We start from the raw sequence: 12,447 nt of genomic DNA on the forward strand, positions 1-12,447 counted from the left end.
CTCCTGAATGCGTGATGAGCCAGCCCGCGATCGCGGGCGGCAAGGGAATGCGGGGGAACGGGCAACCCAGTCCCCAACCGCCGGTGGCGCGAATCGCAGTTCGCTTCGCCCCGGCGGGGGAAGAGGCCTGTGCGATTTAAGCGACTGGCGCGCTAGGCAACGTGCCTGAGGGCACCAGCGCACTGAGCTGGCGCTGGGCGATCAACGCGCTTGCGCCCTCGATGTCGGGCGCAAAATAGCGGTCCTTATCGTAGAACGGAACCGACTGGCGCAGGAGCGCGCGGGCGCGCTCAAGTGCCGGGGTCGACTTGACCCCCTCGCGGAAGTCCAGCCCCTGGCAGGCGCCAAGCCATTCGATCGCGATAATCCCCTTGACGTTATCGGCCATCTCCCAAAGCCGCTTGCCGGCGTTGGGGGCCATCGACACATGATCTTCCTGGTTGGCCGAGGTCGGCAGACTGTCGACACTGGCTGGATGCGCCAATGCCTTGTTCTCGGAGGCGAGTGCGGCGGCCGTCACCTGCGCGATCATGAAACCGGAGTTCACGCCGCCGTTGGCCACGAGAAACGCGGGCAATTGCGACATGTGCTTGTCCATCATCAGGGAGATGCGACGCTCGCTCAGCGCGCCGATTTCGGCCAGCGCGAGCGCGAGGTTGTCCGCCGCCATGGCGACCGGCTCGGCGTGGAAGTTGCCGCCGGAGATCACGTCGCCTTGTTCCCAGAACACGAGCGGGTTATCCGATACCGCATTCGCTTCGACGGCGAGCACCTCGGCCGCCTGACGGATCTGCGTGAGACACGCGCCCATGACTTGCGGCTGGCAGCGCAGCGAGTAGGGGTCTTGCACCTTATCGCAGTGCGCGTGGGACTCACCCACCTCGCTCGTCTCGCCCAGCAGGTGGCGGTACAGCGCGGCGGCATCGATCTGGCCACGCTGGCCGCGCGCGGCGTGAATGCGGGCGTCGAACGGGGCGCGCGAACCGAGCATGGCTTCCACGGTCAAGGCGCCGCAGACGCTGGCGGCGGCGAACATGTCCTCAGCTTCGAACAGACCCCGCAGGGCATAGGCCGTCGAGACTTGCGTGCCGTTGAGCAGCGCCAGGCCTTCCTTGGCGGCGAGCGTGAGCGGTTCGAGTCCGGCCACGGCGAGGGCTTCGCGGGCGTTCATCCACTGACCGCGATAACGTGCCTGACCTTCGCCCAGCAACAGCAGCGACATGTGGGCGAGCGGGGCGAGATCGCCGGAGGCGCCGACCGAGCCCTTGAGCGGGATGCACGGGTAGACCTCGGCGTTCACCAGCGTGATGAGGGCATCGATGACCTTGCGGCGAATCCCCGAATAGCCGCGCGCCAGACTGTTGATCTTGAGCACCATGATGAGGCGCACGAGCGCGTCATCAAGCGGTGCGCCCACGCCGGCGGCGTGCGAGAGCACGAGTGAGCGTTGCAGGTTCTCGAGATCGTCTTTGGCGATGCGCGTCGTGGCGAGCAGTCCGAAGCCAGTATTGATGCCATAAGCCGTGCGGCCTTCGGCGACGATGTTTTCCACGCAGGCCACGCTCTGGTCGATGGCCGCGTAGGCGGTCTCGTCGAGCGTGAGGGTGGTCGGGTGTTGAAAGACGTCGCGCAGTTGCGCGAGCGTGAGCGCGCCGGGCGTCACAAACAGGTGTGCCATGGACGGATTTCCTTGATTCGACAGATTTTGGAGTATCTCGCTTACTTCGCGTCGCCCAGCATGGGCAGGTTCAGGCCATGTTCGCGCGCGCAGTCGACGGCGATGTCATAGCCGGCATCGGCGTGGCGCATGACGCCCGTCGCCGGATCGTTGTTCAGTACACGGGCGATGCGCGCGGCCGCCGCGTCGGTGCCGTCGCACACGATCACCACGCCCGAATGCTGCGAGAAGCCCATGCCGACGCCGCCACCGTGATGCAACGACACCCAGGTCGCGCCGCTCGCCGTGTTGAGCAGCGCGTTGAGCAGCGGCCAGTCGGAGACGGCGTCCGAGCCGTCACGCATGGCTTCCGTTTCGCGGTTCGGGCTGGCGACCGATCCTGAATCCAGGTGGTCGCGGCCGATCACGACCGGTGCCGAGAGTTCTCCTGAGCGTACCATTTCATTGAAGGCCAGTCCGAGCTTCGCGCGCAAGCCCAGCCCGACCCAGCAGATCCGCGCGGGCAGGCCCTGGAAGCTGATGCGCTCACGCGCCATGTCGAGCCAGCGGTGCAGGTGCGCGTCGTCGGGAATCAACGCCTTGACCTTTGCGTCGGTCTTGTAGATATCTTCCGGATCGCCCGACAGCGCCACCCAGCGGAACGGCCCGACGCCACGGCAGAAGAGCGGACGGATATAGGCGGGCACGAAGCCGGGGAAATCGAAGGCGTTCTCGACGCCTTCTTCCTCGGCCATCTGGCGGATGTTGTTGCCGTAGTCGAAGGTCGGCACGCCCATCGCCTGGAAGTCGAGCATGGCCTTGACGTGGACCGCCATCGACTGCTTCGCGGCCTTGACGACTTCGGCGGGCCTGGCGCGGGCGCGTTCGCGGTAGTCGTCCCAGGTCCAGCCGATCGGCAGATAGCCGTTGAGTGGATCGTGGGCGCTGGTCTGGTCGGTGACCATGTCCGGGCGCACGCCACGGCGCACCAGTTCCGGCAGAATTTCGGCCGCATTGCCGCACAGGGCGATGGACACGGCCTGACCGGCCGCAGTGTATTTGGCGATGCGCGCGAGGGCGTCGTCGAGATCCTTGGCTTGCTCGTCGACGTAGCGCGTGCGCAAACGGAAGTCGATGCTGGTCTGCTGGCACTCGATGTTCAGCGAGCAGGCGCCGGCCAGCGTAGCGGCCAGCGGCTGCGCGCCGCCCATGCCGCCCAGGCCGGCAGTGAGCACCCAGCGGCCCTTCAGATTGCCGTCGTAGTGCTGGCGGCCGGCTTCGACAAAGGTCTCGTAAGTGCCTTGCACGATGCCCTGACTGCCGATGTAGATCCACGAGCCGGCGGTCATCTGGCCGTACATGGCCAGCCCCTTGGCGTCGAGTTCGTTGAAATGTTCCCAGGTCGCCCAGTGCGGTACCAGATTCGAGTTGGCGATGAGCACGCGCGGCGCGTCGGCATGCGTCTTGAACACGCCCACCGGCTTGCCCGACTGTACGAGCAGCGTCTCATCGTCACCCAGTGTCTTGAGCGTTTCGACGATCTTGTCGTAGCACTCCCAGTTGCGGGCGGCGCGGCCGATGCCGCCGTACACAACGAGCGCGTTCGGGTTCTCGGCGACGTCCGGGTCCAGGTTGTTCATGAGCATGCGCAGCGGGGCTTCGGTAAGCCAGCTACGGGCATTGAGCTGCGTGCCGCGCGGGGCGCGGATCGTGACATCGCGGTATCGGGTGACTTGGCTCACAACGTGTTCCTCTAATTCGGAGCGGAGAATGGCTTGTACAGTATTGTATATACAAGTTGTCGTGAACTAGGGTTTTTACGTACGTCAGTGAGCCGAGGGGACGGCGTTACAGGGGATGGCCGGCGCTGGCTTATCGGTGCCTGATCGTTGGCTTGCCGGGGCTTATTCTGGCGCGCCGAAGCGGCCTTCGAGGCGGTGGCGAGAACCGGGGTGCAGCAGCCGGGCAACCGAGACCACGCGTTTGCCCGTCCACGTGCGCCGACGGATGAGCAGGCACGGTTCCGTGCGTGCGATGTGCAGCAGTTGCGCTTCTTCGGGGGTGGCCGTCACGGCTTCGACCACATGCTCGCCCGATGTGAGCGGCGAGAGCCGCTGCAGATAGGCGTTGGGCGTCAGTTGGGTGAAGTCTTGTTCGAGGTAGTGTGGCGCGAGCGTGGGATTGACGCAGCGATCCTCGATCTGCACCGGCACGTTGTCCTGGTAGTGAACGATCACCGAGTGGAACAGCGTTTCGCGCTCCTGCAGGTCCATCGCAAGCGCGCGTTCGGGGCCGGCGAGTTCTTCGCGCAGCAGCTTCACTTCGGCGCGATGGCGATGGCCATGCTCGGCGATCTCGTCCGCGATATTGTTGACGGCCAGCAGCGGGGAGTGCGATTTCGGCTCGGCTACGAACGTGCCGACGCCCTGCATGCGTACGAGACGTCCCTCGACGGTGAGTTCTCGCAGCGCGCGATTGACCGTCATGCGACTCACGCCCGAGAACTCGACCAGCTCGTTTTCCGAGGGGATGCGGTGATGCGGCGGCCAGGCGCCACTGTCGATCTGACGGCAAATGAACTGCTTGAGTTGCAGGTAGCGCGGTGCCGGCCCTTGTTCGTTGAGCGTTTCGACAGTCGGTTGGGCAGATTGACGTGGCACCTTGATGGCTTCTCCGGTCACTGACGTGCGGGTGGGAAAGCCTGAAGCATAAGCCAATCGCTCACTGCGGAGGAGAAAAAACGCGACCCGCTGCGCACGGCATCGGTCAAGGCGAAGCCGCGCCAAAGGTGCACTGCGGCGCGCCGCGAAGCGAGCCGAATCCGCTCACCAACCGTGCAATCTCGACCAGACCGCCAGCTCGCGATCTGGAGCGATGGCGTGGTATTCGGGGAATTGCGCGCCGGTGGCACAGGCGTGATTCGGCAGTATGCGCAACAGCGTGCCGATTGGGAATCGCGCGACGATGTCGAGGTCCGGCTCACCTTCGTGCGACAGAATGCCGTGTTCCTGATTGGCGCCGCTCAACTGGTACCCAGGCAGGAGGCTGCCGTCGATGCGGCACACTTGTCCGTAGCCGAAATCGCGTTTCTGCTTTTGTGTGCCGCGGTCGCGGCTCATGGCCATCCAGCCGGCGTCGACAATGGCCCAGCCCTTCTCGGGCTGATGCCCGATCACGGTCGTGAGCACGCTCAATGCCAGTTCGTCGGTCGTACACACGCCGATGTTATGCATGACGAGATCGAAGAACACGTATACGCCCGCGCGCACTTCGGTGACGCCATCTAAATGCGGTGCGGTGAGGGCAGTGGGCGTCGAGCCGACGCTGACCACCGGGCACGGCAGTCCGGCATCGCGCAAACGGGTGGCGGCGCGCACGCAGCCGGCGCGCTCCTGTTCCGCGATGGCGGCGAGCGCTTCGGGCGTGTCGACGTCATAGCTGGAGCCGGCATGGGTCATCACGCCGCCCAGCGTCGCACCGCCCTCATGCAGCACGCGCGCCACGTCGAGCAGCGCATCATCTTCAGGCGCAATACCCGAGCGGTGGCCATCGGTGTCGATCTCGATCCACACGTTGAATGTCTCGCCGAACTCGGCGCCGAATGCCACGATGGCCTGCGCGGAGGCGATGCTGTCCGTGAGAATCTTCAGGTCGCAGCCGCGGCGTCGCAACGCGAGGGCCGCCGGCAGTTTGCTCGCAACCATCCCCACGGCATAGAGGATGTCGGTCACGCCATCGTCGAAGAAGCGGGCGGCTTCCTTCAGGGTGGAGACGGTGATGCCGGCGGCTCCCGCTTCGATCTGAGCGCGTGCCACTTCCACGCACTTGCTGGTCTTGACGTGGGGACGAAAGCGCACACCCAGGGCGTCCATGCGGGACTGCATCCGGCGAATGTTGTGCTGCATGCGCGGCACGTCGATCACGGCGGCCGGCGTGTCGAGTGTCGGCAATGAGGGCGGGGGAAGGGGCGGCTTGGCGGTCATGGTGCGATGTCTCGGACGGTGGGGAGGGACATGGGCGCTGGCCACCGCCGTTGCGCATTCGCGGGATGGCAGGGCACAGCGCCGTCGTCGAAGGAGGCAGTGTAGGAACGATAGGGGGCCTCGTGGTTAAACGTCGCAACATCAAACATTAAGCGTCGGTGAATGATACCGATTGAGACCCTGCGTCGGGTCGAGCCGCCGGCGCAATCGGCGCCGCTCAGTGCGGCGTCACGCCGTCAGGCGAGTCGACGCGCGCCTTCGGCAGTTCGGGTTCGTGCGCCGTTCGCCAACAGACTGCAGGCAAGGAGCAACACTGCCGTCATGAAAAACACCGACGGCAGCCCGAACGCGACGGCAATCTGGCCGCCGACGACGGGCCCGATCACCTGGCCGCTGAATTGTGCCGACTGAAGGTAGCCGAGCATCTTGCCGGTATTGCGCTCGCCGACCGAGTGACGGGCGAGTTTGCCGATGGCGGGCAGCAGCCCCGCGAGCGTCATGCCCATGAGCACACGCAGGGCGGCCAATTGCCACCATGCGGTGACAAACGCTTGCGGCACCATGACCAGTGCCGTCGCGACAAGGCAACCGACGATAACGCGCCAACTCCCGACACGATCCGCGAGCGCACCCAAGCGGGCTGCGGTGAGCATGCTGCCCAGCGCCGAGCTGGCCATGACGACGCCGGCGACGCGCGTGAGGTGCGCGCTGTCAACGCCCAATTGCCCGATGTAGACGGTAATGATCGGTTCGATGGACATGTTCGCCAGCAATACCATCATGGCCGTGGCCAGAATGGCCGCGATGCTGCCGGCGTGCGGCGAGTGATCGTCGGTCGGCGTTACCGATGGGGCGTGGCGTTTCCCATCGCGCGACGCATCGAAGTCTTCGCGAACCCCGAAGATCGTGAGCAGTGCCGTGACCGCAATCATCGCACCGCCGGCGAAGAAGGTGCCACGAATCCCGAGCAACGGTGGCAGCAATCCGCCGACCAGCGGCCCGACCAGACTGCCCGCGAGGGCGCCCGTCGACAGCACACCCAGTGCCCAACCCGCGCGTTCACGCGGTGCCTGTGTGCCCACCATCACCGTCGACGCAGACGCATAACCCCCGACCAGACCGGCAATCAGACGCAACCCCACGAGTTGGTAGACATTGTGCGCGACGCCGATGAGTGACATCACGATGGCCATGCCGACGGCCGCGCGGATGAGCATTGGCTTGCGGCCGAAACGGTCCGCGAGGTGGCCCCAGAGGGGCGCGGTGACGGCGGTGCCGAGAAACGTCGCACTGAACGCTACGCCTGACCATTGAATGACGGCCGCCTCCGATGCAACGCCAAGCTGCTGGACGTAGAGCGGCAGGAATGGCAGCAACAGGCTCAGGCTGACCAACGTAGTAAACGATCCGAACACAGCAATAGTCAGATTACGGCGCCAGTACCGAATGTTGCGCTCGGCATAACTGGCGCCATCGGCTGCGTGGGCGGCATCGGCCGAGGCGAATTGGGACACGTCGACGGGGGGCTTCACAGGAACCTCAGCATTGCGCAAGGAATTGGCGTGGACCGTGGGAGCGGGCTACGACCGAGTCTAGTCCGAGCGCCGGGGGGCGGGAATGGCCGCCGCGCGGAAGTCAGTGTTGCGAAGCGCGGACGAATGCCCCAACGTTTGCAGCAAGTATTCGACAAAGACTCGGGCGCGAGACGGCAACGTCTTGCCGTGCGGGTACATCAGACTCACCGGGCGCGAGCGTCCCCCATAAGCGGCCAGCACCTCGACCAGACGCGCGGCGGCCAGATCTTCCTCAACGATGAAGCGGTAAGTCTGGAACAGCCCGGCACCGGCCTTCGCGAGTGTGACGCCCGAGAGCACGTCGTCACTGCAACGAAAGTGGCCATTCACGACATGCTCGATGTCGCGGCCCGCCTCGCGGAACAGCCACGGTATCGCTCGCCCCGTGCTCGGCAGGTCAAATTCGATGCAGTCGTGCTCGGCCAAGTCGTCAAGGGTTCGGGGTGTTCCCACGCGATTCAGGTAATCCGGGTGGGCGACGACCACGAGTGCGGCGTCTTCGAGCGGGCGCGCCACCATACTCGACTCGGGCTGGGCGCGAAAGCGGATGGCGAAGTCGAAGCGTTCCTCATGAAGGTCGACGTTGCGGTTGCTCACATGCACGTGCACCTTGATGCGCGGATATTGCGCCTGGAACGCGGGCAACAGCGGCAGCAGTCGATAGTGCGCGTAGGTCGTCGGCACACTGATACGCAGGGTGCCGGACGGCTGCGACTGGGCGCCTGAGACACGATGCTCAGCTTCGGAGAGCATGCCAAGGGCGGATCGGCATTCGTCGTAGTACGTGCTACCGCTTTCGGTCAGACGGATGCGCCGTGTCGAGCGGACAAAGAGACGTACCCCGAGGCGTTGCTCGAGCCGGGCGATCGACCGGCTGACGGCGGCCGGCGTCACCCCCGCCAGGTTCGCGGCCGCCGTGAAGCTGCCCGCTTCCGCTGCCAGGCAGAACAACTCGATGCTGCCGAGCAGGATGTCGCCGAATTGCCGCTGCATATCGATTCTTTACATCATGTAAAAAGACAAGTGTATTCGTATGTGTTTTTCGCGTCATCATTCACGAATAGAGTGGTGCTCAACCCGCGGGGCGTGTGGATGATCCGCCGTCCCGGCAGGCCACTTCAAGTCGAGGATAGACATCATGAACCATTCGGAACGCACGGCCATTATCACGGGTGCCTCAAGTGGCATCGGACTCGGGTTGGCGGAAGCTTTCCTGAAGGCGGGTTTCAACGTCGTGGGGACCGGGCGGAGCAGCGCTCGGCTCGACGCGGCGCGCACGGCGCTGGGGATGGGCGAGCGATTCCTGCCGGTCGCGGGCGATGTGGGTGACCCCAGGGTGGCCGAAGCGGCCTTCGCGCGCGCCATCGAGGCGTTCGGTCATGTCGATGTACTCGTCAATAACGCAGGCATCTTCACGGCGAAGCCGTTTGTCGATTTCACACCGGACGAGATCGACGAGCAGATCGCCACGAACCTGAAGGGCGCGTTGTACTTTTCACAAGTGGCGGCGCGCCACATGAGCGAGCGCCGTCGCGGCGCGATCGTCAACGTGACCGCGTCGATCGCGTTGCAGGCGCATTCGAGTGTTCCCGCCTTGATGGCGGCCGCGCTCAAGGGAGGCCTCAATCAGGCGACACGCGCACTGGCGCTGGAGTTGGCGCCGTACGGTGTAACGGTCAACGCGGTAGCCCCCGGGGTCGTGGACACGCCGATGCATGCCCCTGAAACGCACGACGCGCTGGGGCAGATGCATCCGCTCGGACGCATTGCCGATGTATCGGACATCGCGCGGGCGGTGCAGTACCTCGTGCAGAGCGAATATGTGACGGGGACGATTCTTCCGGTGGACGGCGGTTTCAGCGCCGGACGCTGATCGACACGGCGTTTCGCCTTGGTTTTCCATGGAACGGCGGTCCGGCGAGTTCGCCGGCCGCGCCACGTTGAGGAGTCAGTCATGCCGTTCGTCAGCATTCGTATCACCCGGGAAGGGAATACCGCCGAGCAGAAAGCACAGGTGATCCGCGAAGTCACCGAAACGCTGGAGCGCGTGTTGCACAAGCCGCCGCACCTTACCCATATCGTGATCGAAGAGATCGACACGGACAACTGGGGTTATGCGGGACAAACCACGACGGTGGTCCGCCGTCAGTCGTCGCAGGGGTGAGTGGGAGCCAGGCGACGGGCTCGACCTTACAGCGACCGTTCGATGGCTTGACCGAGCAGCGAAAGCCCGAGGTCGACCTCTGCCTCGCTGACGGTCAGCGGCGGCGCGATGCGGAACACGCCGCCCATGCCCGGCAGTTGCACGATGTTCATGCTCAGGCCGAGGTTCATGCACTCGCGTGTGATCTTCGCGCCGAGTCCGTCGGCCGGCGCTTTGGTGTGACGATCCTTGACGATTTCCATGCCGAGCAGCAGGCCGCGTCCGCGCACATCGCCCACGCATTCGAAGCGCTCCATCAGCCCCAGCAATCCGTTGCGCAGACGTTCGCCCATGGCATTGGCGCGCGCGACAAGCCCATCGCGCGCGACGACGTCGAGCACGCGCAAGCCGACGGCGGCGGGCAGTGGATCGGAGACGTGGGTGGTGTAGAAGAGGTAGCCGCGTTCGTGGGCGCGTTCCTCGATCTCGGCGGACGTCACGATGGCGGCGAGCGGCAGTCCGGCGCCGAGGGTTTTCGAGAGCGTCAGGATGTCGGGAGTGACCCCGTGGCGCTCGAACGCGAACATCGTGCCGGTGCGGCCGATGCCGGTCTGCGCTTCATCGAGAATGAGCAACATGCCGCGTTCTTCGCACTTGCGCTTGAGGGCTGCGAGATAGCCCGGCGGCAGTTCGATGATGCCACCCGAGCTGAGGATGGGTTCCGCGATGAAGGCCGCGAGGTTGCCGCTGGACTGGCGATCGATCAGGTCGAACGCGTAGTCGAGTTCGGCGAGGTAGTCGTACTGACCGGCCGGGCCGAAGCGGGGACGGTAGGTAAACGGCGCGGGAATTGCAAACGAACCGACGGCGGCCGGCCCGACGCCTTTGCGTCCCGCGCTGTAGGTCGCTGCGGCGGCGCCACCGGTCATGCCGTGCCACGATTGGGCGAACCCGACGATTTCGAATTTTCCGGTGACGAGCTTGGCCATGCGAATGGCGGCTTCGTTCGATTCGGCGCCGGTGCTCAGCAGCATGACCCGGTCGAGGCCTTCGGGGGTGATGTCGGCGAGCCGCGTGGCGAGATCGACGACGGGCCGGGAGAGCATGCCGCTGAACAGGTGGTCGAGGGTACCGATAGACTCAGTGACGACGGCGACGATGTCCGGATGGCAATGGCCAAGCACGGCGCTCATCTGTCCGGAGGTGAAGTCGAGAATGGCGCGGCCGTCGGCGTCGTAGACAAAGCTGCCTTGCGCCCGCTCGATGATCATCGGCTCGAAGGTGCCGCCGTAACGGATCAGATGTTGCCGGGCGTTGCGCCAGAAGTCGGCGTCTTGGTTCTTGGACATGCAGGTGTCTCCGATGGGCAACGGCGATGGGGCGGGGCATTTACCGCTTGCAGTCTAGGCAGCGCTCTGATTTCATGGAAGCGAATAGTGCTAATGGAAGATAGAAGTGAGTCTAATATCTTGAGCCTGTCCCTGGAAATCGATTTGCTGCGTTCGTTCGTCGCCATTGCGCAGGCGGGTTCGCTCAGCCGTGCGGCGCAGCGCATCGCGCGAACGCAATCGGCGCTGAGCCAGCAGATGAAGCGTCTGGAAGCGATCGTCGATCAGCCGTTGTTGCAGCGCACGGGCCGCGGTGTGGCGTTGACGAGCCCTGGCGAGCGTTTGCTAGGGCATGCCCAGCGGATTCTGCGGGTACACGACGAGGCCATGGCGGAGATGTCGGGCCGGGGGTTGAGCGGCACGATTCGATTCGGGTGTCCGGACGATTACGCTGCCGCGTTTCTGCCCCATCTGTTGCGTGAGTTTGCGGTGGCGCATCCGCACGCGTTGGTGGAGGTGATTTGCGAGCCGACACCGCGCTTGATGGAGCAACTGTCGCGCCATACGTTGGATCTGGCGCTGATTTCGGTGCCGGACGGCGTGGACGATGAGGGCGTCATCCGACGGGAACCGTTGGTCTGGATCGGGAATCCGGGCCTGGAGGCGGTGCTTTCGAATCCCGACGTGGCGCTGCCGCTGGCATTGTCCGACCCGGATACGCTGGATCATATGGCGGCATGCGAGGCGTTGACGCGCGCGGGCAGGGCGTATCGCATTGCCTACGCGAGCAGCAATCTGGCGGGATTGACGGCGCTGGCACGCTCGGGGCAGGCGTTCGCGGTGATGACGCAAACGGCGGTGCCCCAGGATTTACGCATTGTTACAGGTGATACGTTGCCGCCATTGCCGTCGGTCGGGATTACGGTAAAGTTCGATCGCGCGCGTCCGAATCACTTGAGCGTGGCGTTTGCCGATCACATTCGGCGAACGCTGGCGGTGTTGTAGGGCGGGGACGTGGGGTTTTCATGTTTGCCCCTGTTCAGGTGAATTTGACGCACAATTGCGCATCGTTTTGAGGCGGGGGTAGTCGCTTCCCTGCTCATCAACAAGAAGCCGGGTTCCGGGCCCTGGGAGGCTCCGAGGGGGCCGGAAACTCGTGGTTATTACGTTTTTTGTATCGAGGTCGATATGTTGGCGCGTATTTTGGCGGTTTTCCTGGTGGTCGGTTCGCTGCTCTCGTTGGCAGGCTGCAATACGGTCGACGGCGTCGGGCAGGATATTTCAGGCGCGGCGCGCACCGTCAAGCGGGCCCTGTAAGGGGCTGGTCCGGGCGAAGGGGACGTTTGCGCCTTCGCCAAAATCGATCAGCATGCCGCGTCCACTCGGTTCAACGCCGGATCGCCCCACTGCGATCTGTAGGGAACGTTGAGGTGTCGGAATTGACGCTTCATACCTGGTATCTCCGCTTCTTCCCACGCGATGTACGCAACGATCGTCTGCCACTCGGCGCGTCCGTTGCGATGGTTGTCCGCCTCGTTGGCGCCTCTTTGACGCGTTTTGACGCTTTCCACACCTGCCCCCCAGACGGACCGGGGCCCCTTTCCGCCTCTCAAACATAAACCCAACTCGCTGCAGAAAGGGGCCCCGGTCCGTCTCCCCTCCACGCCCCCAGTCCCTCCACCCAACGACCCAAGCCCGGCACCGCCCAAATAAACCACTTCACCACTGGTGCTTTGGAAACCCGTTATCCTTCTTTGGTCTG

At 64.6% G+C, this 12,447-nt stretch carries 11 protein-coding genes; 4 read left to right on the top strand and 7 right to left on the bottom strand.

Annotated elements, in window-relative coordinates:
* Positions 1-136 precede the first annotated feature (136 nt).
* From hutH to PanNE5_RS18320, 6 genes are all read right to left on the bottom strand, one after another.
* Complete coding sequence (gene hutH / locus PanNE5_RS18295; protein ID WP_017232148.1) at positions 137-1,678, bottom strand: histidine ammonia-lyase; 1,542 nt, start codon at positions 1,676-1,678, stop codon at positions 137-139.
* 41 nt (positions 1,679-1,719) lie between these two features.
* Positions 1,720-3,399, bottom strand: a complete 1,680-nt coding sequence (hutU, locus tag PanNE5_RS18300; protein WP_261938551.1) for a urocanate hydratase — start codon at positions 3,397-3,399, stop codon at positions 1,720-1,722.
* 162 nt (positions 3,400-3,561) lie between these two features.
* Complete coding sequence (hutC, locus tag PanNE5_RS18305; protein ID WP_026131635.1) at positions 3,562-4,317, bottom strand: histidine utilization repressor; 756 nt, start codon at positions 4,315-4,317, stop codon at positions 3,562-3,564.
* A gap of 165 nt (positions 4,318-4,482) precedes the next feature.
* The gene (locus PanNE5_RS18310) at positions 4,483-5,640 is read right to left on the bottom strand and encodes a DSD1 family PLP-dependent enzyme (RefSeq protein WP_017232145.1); all 1,158 of its coding nucleotides are present in this window, start codon (positions 5,638-5,640) and stop codon (positions 4,483-4,485) included.
* 236 nt (positions 5,641-5,876) lie between these two features.
* Positions 5,877-7,154, bottom strand: coding sequence for an MFS transporter (locus PanNE5_RS18315; protein ID WP_051060065.1), 1,278 nt, complete (start codon positions 7,152-7,154; stop codon positions 5,877-5,879).
* 78 nt (positions 7,155-7,232) lie between these two features.
* Positions 7,233-8,207 (bottom strand): LysR family transcriptional regulator, encoded by a 975-nt coding sequence (locus PanNE5_RS18320; protein WP_017232143.1) that lies wholly within the window; start codon positions 8,205-8,207, stop codon positions 7,233-7,235.
* A gap of 145 nt (positions 8,208-8,352) precedes the next feature.
* Here PanNE5_RS18320 and PanNE5_RS18325 point away from each other — a divergent pair, with 145 nt between their 5' ends.
* Positions 8,353-9,087, top strand: a complete 735-nt coding sequence (locus tag PanNE5_RS18325; protein WP_017232142.1) for an SDR family NAD(P)-dependent oxidoreductase — start codon at positions 8,353-8,355, stop codon at positions 9,085-9,087.
* 81 nt (positions 9,088-9,168) lie between these two features.
* Positions 9,169-9,378 (top strand): tautomerase family protein, encoded by a 210-nt coding sequence (locus tag PanNE5_RS18330; protein WP_017232141.1) that lies wholly within the window; start codon positions 9,169-9,171, stop codon positions 9,376-9,378.
* A 26-nt stretch (positions 9,379-9,404) separates the two neighbouring features.
* Here PanNE5_RS18330 and PanNE5_RS18335 read toward each other — a convergent pair whose 3' ends face one another.
* The gene (locus PanNE5_RS18335; RefSeq protein WP_261938552.1) at positions 9,405-10,706 is read right to left on the bottom strand and encodes an aspartate aminotransferase family protein; all 1,302 of its coding nucleotides are present in this window, start codon (positions 10,704-10,706) and stop codon (positions 9,405-9,407) included.
* A gap of 93 nt (positions 10,707-10,799) precedes the next feature.
* On the opposite strand from PanNE5_RS18335, the gene PanNE5_RS18340 reads away from it, so the two are divergent.
* Both PanNE5_RS18340 and PanNE5_RS18345 read left to right on the top strand, forming a co-directional pair.
* A complete protein-coding gene (locus PanNE5_RS18340) occupies positions 10,800-11,690 on the top strand; it encodes a LysR substrate-binding domain-containing protein (RefSeq protein ID WP_026131634.1) in 891 nt (296 codons plus the stop codon).
* A 183-nt stretch (positions 11,691-11,873) separates the two neighbouring features.
* Entirely contained in the window at positions 11,874-12,002 is a 129-nt protein-coding gene (locus tag PanNE5_RS18345) for a hypothetical protein (RefSeq protein WP_017232138.1), read from the top strand.
* Positions 12,003-12,447 lie beyond the last annotated feature (445 nt).

This window comes from Pandoraea sp. NE5, from assembly GCF_024363545.1.
GTDB classification, from domain to species: domain Bacteria; phylum Pseudomonadota; class Gammaproteobacteria; order Burkholderiales; family Burkholderiaceae; genus Pandoraea; species Pandoraea cepalis.